19 protein-coding genes are annotated in these 16,172 nt (G+C 57.8%); 7 read left to right on the forward strand and 12 right to left on the reverse strand.

The genetic code is table 11. The features are described from left to right. Positions 1 to 1,134 (reverse strand): ABC-F family ATP-binding cassette domain-containing protein (locus ACH2ED_RS02120; protein ID WP_395088539.1); only part of this gene is annotated, 1,134 nt, incomplete at its 3' end. A gap of 131 nt (positions 1,135 to 1,265) precedes the next feature. Between ACH2ED_RS02120 and ACH2ED_RS02125 the strand changes: the two genes are divergently transcribed. After that, a complete protein-coding gene (locus ACH2ED_RS02125) occupies positions 1,266 to 1,886 on the forward strand; it encodes a hypothetical protein (protein WP_395088540.1) in 621 nt (206 codons plus the stop codon). 58 nt (positions 1,887 to 1,944) lie between these two features. Further along, positions 1,945 to 2,688 carry a PEP-CTERM sorting domain-containing protein gene (locus tag ACH2ED_RS02130; RefSeq protein ID WP_395088541.1) on the forward strand — a complete coding sequence of 248 codons (744 nt, stop codon included), beginning with the start codon at positions 1,945 to 1,947 and terminating at the stop codon, positions 2,686 to 2,688. On the opposite strand, the gene ACH2ED_RS02135 is transcribed toward ACH2ED_RS02130, so the two are convergent. Further along, positions 2,656 to 3,369 (reverse strand): polyprenol monophosphomannose synthase, encoded by a 714-nt coding sequence (locus ACH2ED_RS02135; RefSeq protein WP_395088542.1) that lies wholly within the window; start codon positions 3,367 to 3,369, stop codon positions 2,656 to 2,658. The genes ACH2ED_RS02130 and ACH2ED_RS02135 overlap by 33 nt on opposite strands. Before the next feature lie 39 nt (positions 3,370 to 3,408). Here ACH2ED_RS02135 and metF point away from each other — a divergent pair, with 39 nt between their 5' ends. After that, positions 3,409 to 4,266, forward strand: a complete 858-nt coding sequence (gene metF / locus ACH2ED_RS02140; RefSeq protein WP_395088543.1) for a methylenetetrahydrofolate reductase [NAD(P)H] — start codon at positions 3,409 to 3,411, stop codon at positions 4,264 to 4,266. A gap of 4 nt (positions 4,267 to 4,270) precedes the next feature. On the opposite strand, the gene ACH2ED_RS02145 is transcribed toward metF, so the two are convergent. Continuing rightward, entirely contained in the window at positions 4,271 to 5,386 is a 1,116-nt protein-coding gene (locus ACH2ED_RS02145; protein WP_395088544.1) for an RNA ligase, read from the reverse strand. Positions 5,387 to 5,646: 260 nt separating this feature from the next. After that, positions 5,647 to 6,123: a cyclase gene (locus tag ACH2ED_RS02150; protein ID WP_395088545.1), complete on the reverse strand. Its 477-nt coding sequence runs from the start codon at positions 6,121 to 6,123 to the stop codon at positions 5,647 to 5,649. Positions 6,124 to 6,215: 92 nt separating this feature from the next. Between ACH2ED_RS02150 and ACH2ED_RS02155 the strand changes: the two genes are divergently transcribed. From ACH2ED_RS02155 to ACH2ED_RS02165, 3 genes are all read left to right on the forward strand, one after another. Then, a complete protein-coding gene (locus tag ACH2ED_RS02155; RefSeq protein WP_395088546.1) occupies positions 6,216 to 6,785 on the forward strand; it encodes a hypothetical protein in 570 nt (189 codons plus the stop codon). Continuing rightward, on the forward strand, positions 6,782 to 7,609 hold the full coding sequence (locus tag ACH2ED_RS02160; RefSeq protein WP_395088547.1) for a family 16 glycosylhydrolase: 828 nt from the start codon (positions 6,782 to 6,784) through the stop codon (positions 7,607 to 7,609). Before ACH2ED_RS02155 ends, ACH2ED_RS02160 begins: the two co-directional genes overlap by 4 nt. Positions 7,610 to 7,717: 108 nt before the next feature. Further along, positions 7,718 to 8,227, forward strand: a complete 510-nt coding sequence (locus tag ACH2ED_RS02165) for a hypothetical protein (RefSeq protein WP_395088548.1) — start codon at positions 7,718 to 7,720, stop codon at positions 8,225 to 8,227. 48 nt (positions 8,228 to 8,275) lie between these two features. Here the strand turns inward: ACH2ED_RS02165 and ACH2ED_RS02170 are convergent, their stop codons facing one another. The 6 genes from ACH2ED_RS02170 to ACH2ED_RS02195 form a co-directional block, all read right to left on the reverse strand. Further along, positions 8,276 to 9,430, reverse strand: coding sequence for an alpha/beta hydrolase (locus tag ACH2ED_RS02170; protein WP_395088549.1), 1,155 nt, complete (start codon positions 9,428 to 9,430; stop codon positions 8,276 to 8,278). Positions 9,431 to 9,546: 116 nt separating this feature from the next. Continuing rightward, positions 9,547 to 10,074 (reverse strand): ankyrin repeat domain-containing protein, encoded by a 528-nt coding sequence (locus tag ACH2ED_RS02175; RefSeq protein WP_395088550.1) that lies wholly within the window; start codon positions 10,072 to 10,074, stop codon positions 9,547 to 9,549. Beyond that, positions 10,071 to 10,688: a chloramphenicol phosphotransferase CPT family protein gene (locus tag ACH2ED_RS02180; RefSeq protein WP_395088551.1), complete on the reverse strand. Its 618-nt coding sequence runs from the start codon at positions 10,686 to 10,688 to the stop codon at positions 10,071 to 10,073. Before ACH2ED_RS02180 ends, ACH2ED_RS02175 begins: the two co-directional genes overlap by 4 nt. A gap of 74 nt (positions 10,689 to 10,762) precedes the next feature. After that, the gene (locus ACH2ED_RS02185; protein ID WP_395088552.1) at positions 10,763 to 11,008 is read right to left on the reverse strand and encodes a hypothetical protein; all 246 of its coding nucleotides are present in this window, start codon (positions 11,006 to 11,008) and stop codon (positions 10,763 to 10,765) included. 22 nt (positions 11,009 to 11,030) lie between these two features. After that, entirely contained in the window at positions 11,031 to 11,603 is a 573-nt protein-coding gene (locus ACH2ED_RS02190) for a HEPN domain-containing protein (protein WP_395088553.1), read from the reverse strand. An 8-nt stretch (positions 11,604 to 11,611) separates the two neighbouring features. Further along, complete coding sequence (locus tag ACH2ED_RS02195; RefSeq protein WP_395088554.1) at positions 11,612 to 12,766, reverse strand: isocitrate/isopropylmalate dehydrogenase family protein; 1,155 nt, start codon at positions 12,764 to 12,766, stop codon at positions 11,612 to 11,614. Between the two features lie 208 nt (positions 12,767 to 12,974). On the opposite strand from ACH2ED_RS02195, the gene ACH2ED_RS02200 reads away from it, so the two are divergent. Beyond that, entirely contained in the window at positions 12,975 to 13,106 is a 132-nt protein-coding gene (locus ACH2ED_RS02200; RefSeq protein ID WP_395088555.1) for a hypothetical protein, read from the forward strand. 80 nt (positions 13,107 to 13,186) lie between these two features. Here ACH2ED_RS02200 and ACH2ED_RS02205 read toward each other — a convergent pair whose 3' ends face one another. Further along, complete coding sequence (locus ACH2ED_RS02205; RefSeq protein WP_395088556.1) at positions 13,187 to 13,717, reverse strand: hypothetical protein; 531 nt, start codon at positions 13,715 to 13,717, stop codon at positions 13,187 to 13,189. Positions 13,718 to 13,771: 54 nt separating this feature from the next. Beyond that, complete coding sequence (locus tag ACH2ED_RS02210) at positions 13,772 to 16,138, reverse strand: polyribonucleotide nucleotidyltransferase (protein WP_395088557.1); 2,367 nt, start codon at positions 16,136 to 16,138, stop codon at positions 13,772 to 13,774. Positions 16,139 to 16,172: the final 34 nt, after the last annotated feature.

Below are 16,172 nucleotides of genomic sequence, written 5' to 3' on the forward strand. Positions count from 1 at the left end.
AGAGCGAATTCTAAAACTGCTGGACTCTTTGCCAGGGGTGTACATTCGCCTGGTAGAGCAATCTGTTTTACCGCCACAAAAAATGAGCGAACCATGAGATATAAAGTCCACTTTGTCAAGAATCGGCTGATCGCCAAATTTCTTGCTCGCTTTCTCCGCCACGACGACGTTCTCGCCACTGCGCCCCGAGGTGGCAAGCTTTGCCTTCACGCCCTGCGGGTCAGAGTCGGGGCGCTCCAGACGCTCCAGTCTGTCTAATCTTTTCTGGCGGCCCATGGCGATGCGCGTGTTTTGCCCCGCCTTATTGCGCCGAATGTACTCCTCAGTTCTCGCAATTTCGGCCTGTTGGCGCTGGTAGAGTTCCAACTGCTCGGTGCGCACGCGCTCGCGTTTCTCTCTGTAGTACGTGTAGCCGCCGCTGTAGGGAGTCGCGCCCATGGCTTCGACATCCCAGATGGCGTTAGCAGTGTTCTCTAAAAAGCGCCGGTCGTGGCTGACAAGAAGAACGGCGCCGGGGAAGCGCTGCAAGAAGCCTTCGAGCCACTCCACGGCGCGGATGTCCAAGTGGTTGGTTGGCTCATCGAGCGCGAGCACATCGGGCGTTGTGGCGAGCAGCTTTGCCATCGAGAGCCGCGTCTTCTCGCCGCCCGAGAGCACCGACACGGGCTTGTCCCAGTCTTTCTCGGGCAGACCCATCGCCTCCAAAGACGCCAGTAGCGATGCTCGCGCCGCCTCTCCACCAGAGAACTCATAGCGATCCTGCGCCGCACCGAGCGCATCGAGCAGATCCTCATTTTCTGGCTCACTGGCTAGGGCGAGTTCCGCTTCACGCAGCCGCGTCTCCGCATCGGCCACGCTCGCCAGCGCCGTCTCCGCCTCTTCGAGAATCGTCTTGGAGTCATCGAGCCGCGCGATCTGCGAGAGATACCCAATCCGAATCCCTCGTGCCACACCGACTTTCCCCCGCGTCGGCTCCTCGATTCCTAAGATTAGCCGCAGTAGTGTCGTCTTCCCACCGCCGTTCTTCCCGACAATTCCCACTTTCTCGCCCCGCGCCAGCCGCAGCGAGATGCCATCAAGAACCGTGTCCGGCCCGTAGTCTTTCCCTAAATCAGTGATTGTAATGAGGCTCATGCAGAGCGCATTTTACCGCGAAATCTTTTTACCGTGAAATCTTCCAGGGTAAGGTGAAGAGGGCAACCCGTAACTAACCTTCCTCTCACGACGTTAAGAAAGCTGTGATTTCAGCGATTTTAATTTTTCTCGTGCTTGTCTGGTGGGGTGTGGAGCGAGTGCAGTTTCACAAAGAACAAACCGGCGACACCCGGCGGCGAGAAGAGATTCTGGCGCTGCGGCTAAAATATGTCGGGTTGCGGCCAGACGATCCCGTGGCGCAGGAGCTTTTAGGCGATGCCTTACGGCAGGCAAGCTACCCTGAGGAGGCCATCGAAGCCTATGCGGCGGCGGAGCGATTGCATGCGGGCAGTGCAGCGGGTGTCAACTTGGCAAGTAAGATCCGCCTGACGCGGCTGGACGTGACCGAAAGCGCCCATCCGGAGCGGCTGGGTCAGACCCTCACCACCCGTGAGTCGGTGTGCCCACGGTGTGGGAGCCTCAGCCTACCCGAGCACGAGAGCTGTGAGCACTGTGGCACGGCATTGCTGGTGAGCGGTTTCTGGGAGACGGCAGGGCGAGGGGGCAAGATGCGCGGGGAGCTGCTCCGGGAAATCTGGCCGCTTCTGGCAAAGTTTATACTGATCCTGATCGCTATTGCCTCCGCGACATTTCTGCCCAATGAAGCGCGTTTTGCGACGCTTATTGCTGCAATTCTCGTGATTCCTTTTGCGTTCCTCAAGCAGCTTGGCGATCCCACTCTGAGCGACTAATCTATTTAGTTTCTGGCACGATTCTTGCTTGAATTGCTAGGTAGCGAGGAGAGTTAAAATGAGAAAGATTCTAGGGCTGGCGATAGTGCTGTCACTTTCGTTATCGGGCAGGGGTTGGGCACAAAGTTTCGCCGTGGTTCCCACGGCAGCGGTGGGTGTGGACGGGAACTCGGGGACGAATACCCCGATTCGGAGCGTGGCACGGACGCTGCAAGTCATTTTGAGCGCATCTGAGCTCGGTGGTATCTCGGTGGGTGACACGCTTGAAGGACTTGCGTTTCGACTGGACAAGTCGGAGGTAAGCCAGCCACCGTTAGATCTGAACTTTGCTAGCTACGATATATTTTTAGGACAGGCGGCACTTACTCCCACAACGATGTCCTCGACGTTTGCGGACAACTACTTTGGCGGGACACGAATGCAGATGCGGAGCGGGAGTCTCATGATGGCTCTGGGGTCTCTGCCGTTTGGGGGGAATCCAAATAGCTTCGGGCCGCAGATTGCCTTCAATTTGAGCGGTGGAAAGTACACTTATACCGGCGGGGATCTGGTTTTGGAGGTTCGGCACACGGGCAATGCGGCATCGGATTTCCAGCTAGACGGCACCCTCAACAATGCCGTTGCAGCCGCTCGGGTCGGTAATACCAGCACCGCCACCGTCGAGGATGCGACACTAGGGCCGCGTGTCCCCGTGATGCGTCTTCAGTTCACCAGCGTGGCTCCCGAACCAGGAACCTTGGCGCTGTTAGGGCTCGGGGCCGGGCTGTGCCTACTGGTGCAGCGCCGGACGCGTCAGACGTAGCCGCCAGACCAGCCCGACTGCTTCAAAAACAATTCGCTTGCTCATCTTTGAGACACCGTCCACACGGTCGGTGAAGACGATAGGCACTTCGGTGGCTTTGAAGCCTGCCTGAAGCGCACGCCAGGTCATCTCGATCTGGAACGAGTAGCCATTGGAGCGTATCTCGGGCAGGTTGACGGCTTCCAGTGCCGCGCGTCGCCAGCACTTGAAGCCCCCAGTGAGATCCTGAAGGGGAAGTCCCAGAATTGTGCGTGCGTAGAGACAGCCGCCGCGTGAGAGCACTCGGCGGCCCGCCCCCCAGTTGACGGTTCCGCCTCCGGGCACATACCGTGAGCCGATAACCAGATCCGCATCGGCAGCAAGCAAGCGGGGGACATCGCACGGGTTGTGGGAAAGATCCGCGTCCATCTGTACCAGGCGCACATAGTCTCTCGCCAACCCCCAGGTGAACCCCGCGACATAGGCACGCCCAAGCCCATCTTTGGTGGTGCGGTGCAGCACATGCACCTGTGGATCGCTCGCCGCCAAGCCATCAGCAAGGGCGCCGGTTCCATCTGGCGAGCCATCGTCCACGATGAGAAGATGCGCCTCAGGGACATTCTGGCGTAGTTGGTCTACCAGTGTTACCACATTCTCTTTTTCGTTATAGGTCGGAATGACGATCAGCGTGGACTCAGGCATAAGGCTAGAGTATACCTGGTTACGATACAATGGCATACCATGCGGATTGATGAACTCTTCGGGCGTGTGCGCCCTACGATCTCCTTCGAGTTTTACCCTACCCAGAATGCAGCCGGTGCGGAGACTCTTTTTCAGACCATTCACCAGCTTCAAGCACTCAAACCTGATTTTATCTCTATCACCCGAACGGGGGGAGGAACGCAGCAGACTTTAGAGCTGACCCTGCGTATCCAAAGAGAGCTGGGAATTCGCACGATGTCGCACCTGACATGCTTGCACCACAATCAAGAGGAGATGCATGCACACCTGGAGACTCTCTGGGACGGTGGTGTCCGTAATGTCTTAGCGCTTCGCGGCGACCCTGAGAACGGTCAGTTGGTCTTCAAAGCGCCTAAAAATGGGTTTGCCTATGCCAATGAACTGGCAGGCTTTGTCGCAGCGCGCCACGACTTCTGTATCGGTGTGGCGGGCTATCCCGAGGGGCATCCCCAGTGCCTCAATCCCACACGCGATATCGAGACACTTAAGGCGAAGATAGATGCGGGAGCCCGTTTTATTATTACTCAGCTCTTCTTCGACAATACAGATTTCTTTCGCTGGCGGGATGCGTGTCGCGCCGCGGGAATTACCGTACCGATTCTCGCGGGAGTGATTCCCATTGAAAATGTCGCCCAGATCAAGCGTTTCGTCACGCGCTGTGGTGCGAAGATCCCGCAAGAGCTACTCTTAACCCTAGAGGCGGTCGAGGCCGATCCCGCCGCCGTTTACGACGTGGGAATCGGCCATGCGATAGCGCAGTGTCAGGAGCTACTGGCAGAAGGGACAGAGGGGCTGCACTTCTACACGCTCAATAAGAGCAAGGCGACCGCTCATATCTGTGCCGAACTCTCGCGCTAGGGGATTAACGCTGGTAGATGACATTTTTGAGGAGCACGGACTCCAGCAGCTCGATCTTGCCATCGTAGAGGGTGAAGGCGTACTTGGCAAGCGGGGCGTGCTGTGAAAATATCAGTGCCGCGAAGGCCTTGCGCCGTGCTCGCTCGTCCTCGTCCTCAATTCCGGAGCCATTAAACCCGGCGATGATTGCTTCCGTCGCCGCTTTCAGTGCCTCGGCCTCTGTGCGCCGCAGCTTGTAGAGCGCGAAGTGCTCTCTGGCCTTGGCAATGATCTCAAAGTCCCACCCCGCTTTTGCGAGCCCCGCTTCTAATCCCGCCTCGTCGGTGATGCCGCCGTCTAAAACAAAGCGGACAATGCTGGCGTAGGTCATGTGCCAGCGCAGTGCGTGCTGCGCAAAGTACCACGCGGATTTAATTTTTAGCAGTGTTTGACCATCGCCGGAGCGCACGACGACACCCTCTGCGTGGTTCCAGTCCTGCACGAGTGAGAGAACGTCGTTGATGGCACCAGTCTTGGCCCAGTCGTAGGTCTCGACTAGGCGAAGACCCAACTGCAAAGCGAGAGGCTTGAGCTCAGCAAACGAGAAGTAGCGGAATGGATTATGCACGACCGCCCCGAGGAAGATCAAGTCGTCCTCGCCCTCGTAACGCACGACGATCTGGTTTGCCTTGCCGACGTACTCAAAGAGCAAGGAGCCGTGGGGGAAGAGGGTCGGATCAAGTAGGGCGGGATACTTTGCCTTCGCGACTAGCTCCGCTGCCCTGCCGTACTCGCCTCCGTCATACGAGCCGCGCGTACGCAGGAGGATTTGACCGTCCGATAGGACGGAACGGATGAGCAGCGACCCGTCGTGCTTGTGCGTGATCACGGCCTTGCCCGATGCCAGTTCCTGCGCAATCACGCTGTCGTGCGCGGGCCACTCGCCCTGATTGAAGAACTTCGGCCAACCGACCGAGACGATACTTCCGTCCGCGTCGAGCACGGCGGATCGGAACCTCAGCTCGTCCTCCGCCCACTCGTACTTGCTGCGTGCTGGATGCACCAGCACCCGGTCGCTCTCCGCCGCATGCGTCAGAAAGCCGCTCCTGTTTAGCTTGGTTAACAGTGCTGCCCGATTCATTGTCGCGACTCTCCCCTTCTCTCTCCCGTAGCTCCGTCAGCCCAGGGACATCTTCTACATAGTGATATCGAACCAGCAGCTCAAGCATCGCTAACATATTTTCTCTCCTCCCATTTCTCTCCGCACCTCGTTCTTATCTACTCCTAAGAGCAGCTCAGACCAGGAAAAGTCACGAGGTTGCGCAATTATTCACAGTCTCTATTTTCTGACGAGCCGACCGCTGGAATCCGCGAACTCTATCGCGTACGGCTCTGAGTGTGCTAAACGGTTTCCAGTGCCTCTTTTGTGACACGGTGTCGGTGGGCAAACATCTGGATAAGCTGGCGACGGATGAAGAGCGCATCGGCTAGTCTGCCTAGCGGCCCCAGTGGAGGCGTGTACGTGATGGTGTCTACCAGCCGACTCTGGTTTGGCCAGAGCGCTTCAAACCGATGCTCATGCTCCCAGAGCGCAAACGGCCCCTTCTGAGGCACCTGGCGATCCACAAAGCGCGACGGCGGCTCGTAGTGAGTGAACTCACAACGCCAGCGCAAGGGCAGATAGATCGGTGGCTGGGAGATAATCAGTGTAAACACGGCCCCCTCGAAGAGCTGCGCGGGCGGATCAAGAAGACGTACTTTCGTTCCAGGTGGTGTGATCCGTGTCAGTGCGTCCGTACTATCGTGAAAGCGCCAGAGTGCTTCCTGCGATGTGCTCATCTCGGTCGAAAAAATCAGGGTGTACATCTGTCTGAACAACGGTGCCTGGTCTCCCCACGTTCCCATTTTCTAAAGTTCGATCCTTGTGCTACCAACTATTAGAGCTATCAACTATATTGGGGGAGGTGAAGATGCGCATTATTATTAAACCGCTTGGAATGGTCTGTATCGCCGTTGTTTTGGGGGGAGCCTTTGCCGCTGTGGCACTCCGAAAGCCTGGCGGAGTGGCTCTGAAAACTGCCAGGGGAAATTCGTCCTCAGCGCAGAACCTGATTTCTTTGACGAAGTGGAAATTCTATACGGAAAAAGGTGCCGTGGGCAACATGACGACCCTCTCGGAGACGGTCAGAGGGGCCTCACTCACGGGAATGAAAATAGTCACCGATCAGCCAGGTATACAAGCGTGGAATGTCGGTATTTCGAATGCGCTGGGCGTGGCCTTCAAGAGTGGGGAGAAACTCCAACTGCGTTTCTGGGGACGCTCCTCCTCCATCTCGCAGATCACGATTATCATGCAGCGCAATGTGCCAGGATTTCCCGACTGTTTTAAACAAACGATTCCTCTGACTGCGGAGTGGAAAGAATACCGCTACGAGATTGTGACTACCACGATGGCGCAGTGGGAGTCTATGATTGCGATCCACAGTGGTTTTCGGGCCGGGGCGGTGGAACTCGTTGGCGCGGAGCTCGTCCACATTTGAAAATTCAACTTGAGACGACTAGTGGAGCCGTGCTTGCTGCCTTGGGTGTGTTCGCTGGAGGGGCGCTTCTGGTGCGGGCACCTAAGCCACTAACCCCGCCTGCCTCAAGCACAAGCCCTGCCCCTGTGCTACTGTCTCTCCCCAACGCCGCTACGGGCCGTGCGGCGTTCGCGGATGAGTTCGACGGCAGCGCACTGAATACAGGCAAGTGGATTGACTCGTACCCGGATGGGGTGAGAACACACTCAAACCATGAGCAGCAGTACTACTCCACAAACGGTTACACACTCCGTGAGGGCAAGCTCATCTTGATTGCCCGTCGTCAAGCGGCGGGCGGGATGCCCTATACATCCGGTATGGTCGCCTCCTACGGTAAGTTCTCGCAAAAGTACGGTCGTTTTGAGATTCGTGCGAAGTTCCCTAAAGGCAAAGGACTCTGGCCCGCTTTCTGGCTCTTGCCGACAAGCAAGGCTTGGCCACCGGAGATTGATATCCTGGAGATTCTGGGGCACGATCCCACCTGTGTCTACTTTACCAACCACTGGCGCGCCAGCTCTGGGAGTGTTCCAAACCAGCAGGGGCGGCTACGTGGCCCGGATTTCTCCAAAGATTTCCATACGTTTACCCTGGTCTGGAAGCCCGATGCGCTGATCTGGAGCGTAGATGGGGTGGAGCAGTTTCGCACCGGTGAGCACGTCCCTCAAGAACCGATGTATCTTCTGGCGAATCTGGCTGTCGGCGGCGACTGGCCCGGCTTCCCAGATACGAAGACGCCCTTTCCCGCACAAATGGAGATTGATTACATTCGTGCGTGGCAACTTTGAAAAAAGAATAGGGAACAATCTGGCATAATTACTGATAAGTATTCGTCATAGAGTATGGAATCATAAGAGGTAACTCTGATCCCTTCTAAGGAAGATCTAACACACACTATGCTGAAACGACGACATTTTCTCGCGGTTTGTTTGCTGGCTACCTGCGCCGCCGCCGTGCCTGCAATCCTGACACAGAGCGGAGAGCTCCTGGTAGATGATCAAGGCTGGGCTCTGGCTGCCGTAAATGCGATGGACGGCACGATGGAAGTACTGACCGATGGGGGCTCACATCCCCCCATCTATGAAATCAATGTCTTACGTCCTGGCAACGGTGTCTATGATCTGCACCTGGAAAAACCGGTGCCCGCCGATGTTCTTGCTGTGAACAAACCGTTTGTCCTTCGCTTCAAGGCGCGTGCGGGGCGGCCACGGAAGATCCGAACCGCACTGCAAGATGCTCAGGCGGAGTCCTGGGCGCATGAGGTGGCACTCACGAAAGACTGGCAGGAGTTTCGGCTTCCTGTTAAGACGGACTCCATCCCGAAATCGCCCGCCGTCATGGCCTTTCAGGTTGGTGGAACCAGTGGCGAGGTTATCATTACGGACATTAAGCTAGAGCGCTCGTGACACAATAAAAAGGCCGCACGGTTTGAACAACCGTGCGGCTTTTTGTTTTTATTTCGTGTCTCGCCAGAGCCAGCGCAGTGCGTCGGGGAGAGTTGCCCGCCCGTGGCGGTCACTGTGGAAGCCATTGCCAAAAACAAACTTGTAGTCATAGCTGCCAAAGGCGAGAGCTTTTGCCATTTGCTGGTTGGAGAGGGGCCAGTTTCCCGCCTTGTTGTCCAGGTCATTGGCACCGTCTTGCAGGTACACCCGAATCGGCTTAGGCTCGCCTTTCTGATCCCAGCCGCGCTTGTCGCGGATAATCGCTGGGTAGGTATTTCCCCCCGCGACGCCCGTCGGTCCGCCCTGTAGGTTTGTGAAGCTTCCCACCCAGCTCAGGACTTTTGAGAACTGGTCGGGGCGCTCCCAGGCCAGCGTGAAGGCACAGATCCCGCCGCTGGAGATGCCCGCCACCATCCGTCCCGCCGCGTCATCTCGTAGTTTATAGCTCAGGCTCACTTCTAACAGTATCTCGTCCACGATGAGCTTAGAGAAGCGGTTCGAGACGGTGTCGTACTCCACCGAGCGGTTGTTACCATTCCAGCCGTTGGCAGGCGGCTCGTCGCCCTTGTGGCCCGGTGCGATAAAGATCGCGAGGGAGACGGGCAGCTCGCCTTTGTGAATCATATTGTCCAGCACGACGGGCACGAAGTCTTTGTAGGAGTGGCCATCCATGAAGAGCATCACGGCTGCGGGCTTGCTGACATCGTACTGCGCGGGTACGTAGACCCACCAGTTTCGCACCGTCCCTTCGTAGACCTTGCTCTTCCAGGCAGACATCTGTGTCAGCTTGCCCTCGGGGACGCCGGGCTGTTTCTTGCTCTCCGGTGGGTTTGTGTAGACCTCCAGCTCCCCGCCACCACGCGCCTTGCCACCGACCGCAAGCTTCCAGCGGGTTCCAAAGCCTTCGGGAAGCTCCGCCGTCGCCGCCCAGATCGTCGAGCCGCTAATTGATTTGAGTGGCAGCGACCACGCGCCATCGTCGCTGACCAGTTTCGGTTCCGGCTCGCCCTCGGCCAGCTCAATTGCGAACGCCACTTTGAGCTCGTCGGTCTTGAGCGCCCCCCGCTTGAGGTTCTCGGCTCCGAACCACTTGCGCAGGGGCTCGGCCAGGCTCGCACTTGGTTTTGCGGCGCTCAGGGCAGTACGGAGAGTATTGATATTCATAGGCGGTTGCGCCGGTGAAGCCAGCGCGATCAAAGGAAGAAAAGGAAGAATTAGCATGATGCCCCTCAGTTCGGCACAAGCGTACAGATTCCCTGCGACGGAGGACATGGAAAATCCTAGCGGTGTGCTCCTGCGGCACGAAGCAGGCGGGCACACTCGGCATGACCATGTCTCTCTGCGCTCGTCAGGGCTGTATCGCCGTCGCCATCGCGGTAGTTTGTGCGAGCCCCACGTTTTAGCAGCTCGCGCACCATGCCTGTATGACCGTACTGTGCGGCCTTCATCAGAAGCGAGTTGCCGTGGGTGTCAACCACATCAGGGCCGCCTGTTAGAACCGTGCGGAGCCACTCCACACTGCCATTTCGGGCGGCTTTATGGCACATCTCGTCTCCTGATTCCCAGATCATCGTACCAACGAAGCCAAAGGGTGCGAAGAGAATCAGCCCCAAAGCCAAACCAGCAAGACGCTTGAAGCAAATCCGTATTACGAGGGCGAGGGGGAGGGCAAATATAGAAAGTAGGTAGATAACCCGGATGAGTGCCAGCGGGACTGTTGCAAACATACCAGCGGCAAAAGCGATCCCGGCGGCGATGGTAAGCGGCCACAGATAGATATTTCCAGGTTGGGTGTAGGTTGGGCTCATGTTTGGATTGTCGGCGGAAACTTCGAGTGGCTAAAGCGCCCCGCCGGGTACCCTTTGGGTGGTCGGCAAGACCCATGAATGGGCCTGAGGAGAGTGGGTACTTTCCGTGCCTTCCAGGCAGTGATCACGGTGGCTGCGTTTTCCGCCACGGGTTGCGTGGAATCTACCTCTATATCGTATGCGCCGTAGGTGTGGGTAACGGCGGAGTCCTGCCGGGCATCCCCGATGGGGCGGTCTCCGCGCTCGCGCTCCCGGCGCTCTAGTTCGTCGAGAGGGCAATGCACCCCGACAAAGAATACCTCAAAGGGTGCGAGCACCTCGAAAAGCCGCTCCGGGTAGTCGTTGGGGGCCAAAATATGCTCGATCAGCAAGTTGTTGCCCGCCTCCGCGAGCGCGGGGAGCATGCGGTAGAAACCCTCAAAGAGCGCGGGTCGGAGCGCTTGTCGATCAAACTCGCCGCTTCGAACGCGCTCCCAGGGGACGATTCCTAGCTCGCGGAAGTGGTCTATGCTAAGGTACCAGAACAGCTCTGGGAGCGCGGCTTGGAGCGCCCGGCAAAGCGTTGATTTCCCAGAACTCGATGCCCCGTTCACCAAAATAATCTTGCCGCTCATGACTCTTTCTCGTCGCTAGGCTCCTTGGAGTTAGCTTGGACAGGAATGAGCCAGGAAAGGAGCATTACGAGAACTTATAGAGGAGCGAGATCGGACTCGGGGCGCTCGAAGTAGAGGGTGTCGTCGGCGTTTTCCTGGGGATCAACGGAGACCTGGATGCCATAGAGCCGCCGTCCGCCGATACCAATATTTCCACGATCCTCGACGATGACTCCTTCCAGCCAGTGCAAGACGCGCTGAAACTTGACACGATCCCCGACTTTGAAGAGGCCTTTTGCCTCGGGACGATGTACTGATTTTGTTTGAGTTAGAGTGGCCATAGAATCCTCTTGTACATAAAGTTTACCATGGTGTCCTTCCTGTGGCTGTCAGCAGGTGCTGCTTCATCACACCGTCAAAAGTTACTGCCAGAGCGTTGCAAGAGCTTCGCCATTGCTTGATGGTTGCCAGGTGTACTGTTCCCGTACCTCCCACTTTTGAAAAATCCTGATGGGCAATTGCATTGCGCCAGGAGTTCATGGTCTCCAGGTAGTTCTTGCGTGCCAGGCTGTGGGAGCTTGCTCGGAGAACCTCTGGCCAGAACGTGATACCAAACCGGCCAAAGTCCGTACCTATATTTCCTGGGTTTGGGTTGCCTTGATCCAGCTTTCTGCCTCGACGAAGCTCATCAAGGAAGAGGGCTTCAAGTGTTGCATTTCCGATGGCACTGACGAGAAAGTCGCCACACTCACTGTGGAGATCGCGACAGAAGCCTTGAAATTGGGAAGAGAGCAGTACCACGTAGGCGTGGTTGATCTGCTGGGTGGCAAAGCGCCTCCCGCGTCCTGTTCCACCGACAGAGGTGTGTGCCGCTTCGATCTCATCAAGAGAGACCTTGCGCCGACTCTGCCAGATTCCTAGGGACGCGGAAGGCATGGCGACTTCTACAGTGCCGCGATGATCGCGTCGGCCATTTCGGCGGTACCGACGGCGGTGGGGTCGTTGCGGTCGGGTTTCATGTCGTAGGTGACATGGGTTCCCTCGGCGATGACCTTCTTGATCGCGGCTTCCAGACGGTCGGCGGCAGCGTCCTCTTTCAGGTACTTGAGCATCAAGTAGCCTGAGAGAATCAGCGCCGTGGGGTTGACTTTGTTCTGATTTTTGTACTTGGGCGCGGAGCCGTGGGTTGCCTCAAAGAGCGCACAGTCTGCCCCGATATTGGCACCCGGCGCGACACCCAGGCCACCGACGAGGCCCGCGCCCAGATCGGAGAGAATATCGCCGTAGAGATTGGGCATGACCAGAATGTCGTAGTTTTCGGGCTTCTGCACAAGCTGCATACACATCGCGTCCACCAACCACTCGTCGTAGACAATCCCAGCGGCTTTTCCGGCGCAATCGGCCATCGTCGGATCAGATTGGGCAGGGAGCGGCGTGCCGGGCGCGAAGGTGGCTCCGTAGGCGGCGGCGACTTCGCGGGCGATCTTGTAGAACATGCCGTCGGTGTACTTCATGATATTGGCCTTGCAGACCGCAGTCACTTTTTTCCGGTTGTTCTCGATGGCGTACTCAAACGCGACTTTAATGATCTGCCGCACGCCCGTCACGGAGAAGGGCTTGATGGAGATCGCGGAGTCAGAGCGGATCTTGCCGCCCGCCATCTTGATGATTAGATTGGCCTCATCGCTGCCCAAGTCATACTCGACTCCGGCGTAGAGATCCTCGGTGTTCTCGCGGACGATCACAATATCAATGTCGTCGTAGCGGGAGCGGACACCCTCGTAGGTCTTGCAGGGGCGGATACAGGCGTAGAGATCCAGCTCTTTGCGGAGGGCGACATTCACAGACCGGAATCCCGTGCCAATGGGCGTGGTAATCGGGCCTTTGAGTGCTACTTTATTCTTACGGCACGATGCCAGCACGTTATCGGGAAGCGGCGTTCCTGCCGTCTCCATGATGTCCACGCCCGCCTCGACCACATCCCAGTTAAACGACGACCCACTGGTCGCCACGGCTGCCTCTAGAACCCGTCGCGTTGCCTCAACTAGCTCCGGTCCTGTCCCATCTCCACGAATCAGTGTCACATTATGAACTGCCACAATTTGCTCCTAAAAAGTTTCGTTGCCCGCGTGTTGCGAGCCTTCAGGAGGCATTGTACCAAATCAGACGAAGAGTTGGAGGGTAACTCATTCCCCGCCGTGACGAACCAGCTGGCGAAGTTGAGCGGGAGCGATGTAGCGGCAATCGGGGTGAGCCAAACAGTCATGTAGCGCGTGGCGGTTTTTTTTTGCAGCACTGACGGCAGGAATGCTGACGGTGGAGTGGGGGATTGTCCACGGCTACGCCTTTGTCGGGCCACAAGTGCGCCGTAAGCCGGCGGAAAACGAGTTTTTCTACACGGAGAAAAGTCGAACCTATAAAAACCATGCCCGAAGATAAAACAATTCTTCGGGCGGCATTTGGAGACGAGACATCGCGCTCTCTGTGGATGAGCCGGAGAGACTTCTCACAGCGCTCCGTTAAAACCGAACCCCGACACGTAGCCCCAGGCCGCTTGGATCGTTGTTCTTAATATGGCCTACGACAGTGTAGTCGGCCTCGACGAAGAGAGAGCCTTGCTGGTAGCCAACTCCAAACTTACCACCTGGGGAATACCCCGTGGTGTGCGCTGTGCCCTCGGAAACACGCCGTTGATAGAAACCAATACCCACGATTTGGTAGATTCCAGGGCAGGTGAAGGGCAGAATGTTAGCTTTAAAGCTCAAACCCAGCCCTTGTGTCGCCATCGCTTTTGTCACGGCGGTTGTACCGGTACCTGTCACCGTTTTGCGCCGGTTGGTGTCCAGATAGACCGAAACTAGACGGGTAAAGGTTCCACCATGAAAACCTGGCCAGTACGTGAAGCTGGTGTTTGAATGGCGGTTGTTGTCTGAGCCACCAGGGTAGAAAGACCCTGCGCCGACACTAAATCTTTGGGTCGGCTTCATTGTCTGAGCCATTGAGGGGAGAGCGAGTGCGCCAAGAAGCGTAAGTAGAAAAATGCGTGACATGAAAAAATAATACCCCCTCTCGCCGTGTTTAGCGAGAGGGGGCTTTGGGAATGCTTACCGTCGCGGACGGAAGCGGGCCTTCGGAAGATCGTCGCCGTCTTCTTCCACGGGCTGCACCACGGGGTCGAGAGCAGGCGAGGACGCCGTGACATCTTCACGACGCGGGCCACGGTCGCGGTCTCCACCACGAAAGCCGCCGCGATCCCCTCCACGATCACCACCGGGGCGCGGACCACGGTCACGGTCTCCACCACGGAAACCGCCGGGGCCGCCACGGTCACCACCGGGGCGTGGGCCGCGGGGTGGACGGCCTGGTTCGGGGCTGGCCGGATCGAAGGGAGTATCGAGGTCACGCGCAGTGGCGTTCACTCGGCCCTGGCTATCAATCTCGGTAATGCGCACCCGGATCGTGTCGCCGATCTTGAGGTTCTCCTCAGGACGGCTCGGGGGCGGGTCGGAGAGCTGGCTGACATGAACCAGCGCGTCTTTCCCACCCGGTAGCGCCACAAATGCACCGAACTGGAGGAAGCGCACCACTTCACCATCGTAGATCTCGCCCGGTGTGAGAGTCTTGGTCATGCCCTCAATGATGGCACGGGCCGCGTCTCCCGACGTGCCGTCCACGGCGGTGATGTGCACCAGACCGCTCTGCTCAATATCAATCTTCGCACCGGTGTCTGCGGTGATTTTCTTGATGGTCTTGCCACCCGGGCCAATGATCATTCCGATCTGCTCGGGATCAATCTGCACGGTAATAATACGCGGAGCATACTGGCTTGCTGTCTTGCGGTACTCGGGGATCGCCTCGACAATCTTGTCCAGAATGTAGAGACGGGCTACGCGAGCCTGCTCAAACGCGTCCACAAAGACATGGCGTGGGATGCCCTGGATCTTGGTGTCGAGCTGGAGCGCGGTGATGCCCTCCGCCGTTCCGGCCACCTTGAAGTCCATGTCGCCGGAGAAGTCCTCCATGCCCTGGATATCCGTGAGCACCGCGAACTTGTCGCCCTCGTTGATCAGGCCCATCGCGATTCCCGCAACCGGCGCCTTGATCGGGACGCCCGCATCCATGAGGGCGAGGGTCGAGCCACAGGTAGACGCCATAGAGGTCGAGCCGTTAGACTCCATCACGTCCGAGGTCAAGAGAGTCGTGTAGGGCCAGTCTTTTCCTTCGGGAAGTACCGGGATCAGCGCACGCTCAGCAAGCGCACCGTGGCCGATCTCACGCCGACCCGCACCACGCAGAGGGCGTGCCTCCCCGACGGAGTAGGGCGGGAAGTTGTAGAAGTGCATGTACTTCTTCTCGCCGTCTTCCTCAAGCGTGTCCACCATCTGCGCATCGCCAGGCGAGCCGAGGGTAAGCGCCGTGAGAACTTGGGTCTGGCCCCGGGTAAAGAGCCCGGTGCCGTGCACGCGCGGCAGGAGCCCCACTTCGCAGGTGATCTCGCGGATATCCTTGGTGCCACGGCCATCAGGGCGCTTGCCTTCGGTGACGATCAGGTCGCGCAGCTGCTCCTTGACGACTTTATCGGCGAGTTCTTTCAGATCGCTGATATTGTTGGGGTACTCGGGGGTGAGGTTCTCAACGACGCCATTGATCAGGATCGTCAGACCTGCCTCGCGGCTAGCCTTGTCGGGATCTTGCAGGCCGGCGCGCAGCTCCGCGGAGAAGCGCTCGCGGATCACCGCAAGAATCTCTTTGTTGTACTCGTGGAGCTTGATCTCACGCTTGGGCTTGCCCACCAGCTCGCGCAGCTTCTCGATGGCGGCACACTGGGTCTTGATGACTTCGTGAGCCACATCGAAGGCTTCGAGCATCTTGGTCTCGGTCACCATGTTGGCACCGGCCTCAATCATTAAAATCGCCTTCGCAGTTCCGGCCACAACCAGATCAAGGTCGCTGGCCGCGATGGCGTCCTGGCTGGGGTTGATTAAAAACTCGCCCGCCTCGTTCATTCCGACGCGCACACAGCCAATCGGCCCGGCCCATGGAATATCCGAGATATGCAGCGCCGCCGATGCACCCAGAACGGCGTAGACATCGGGGAGGTTCTCCATCTCAACGGAGAGGGGCATCACGATTACCTGGGTCTCGTTGCGCATGTTCTTGTCAAACAGCGGGCGCAGCGGGCGGTCAATCAGGCGGCAGGTGAGAATCGCTTTCTCGGAAGGGCGGCCACCACGCTTGACAAAGCCACCAGGAATTTTTCCGACTGCGTACTTTCGCTCCTCGAAGTCGCAGGTGAGGGGAAAGAAGTCGAGGCCACTCTTGGGCTCACCACTCATCGTGGCGTTACAGAGAACGTAGGTATCGCCCACTTTGACGACGACGGAGCCGTTGGCCTGCTTGGCTAACTTCCCCGTTTCAATGGAGACCACGCGACCATCAGGAAGCGTGAACTCTACAGACTGCACGGACATAAATTTATTACTCTTTTCTTACAACGCAATAACG

Origin of the sequence: Armatimonas sp. (genome assembly GCF_043757465.1) — a bacterium.
Taxonomy (GTDB): Bacteria; Armatimonadota; Armatimonadia; order Armatimonadales; family Armatimonadaceae; genus Armatimonas.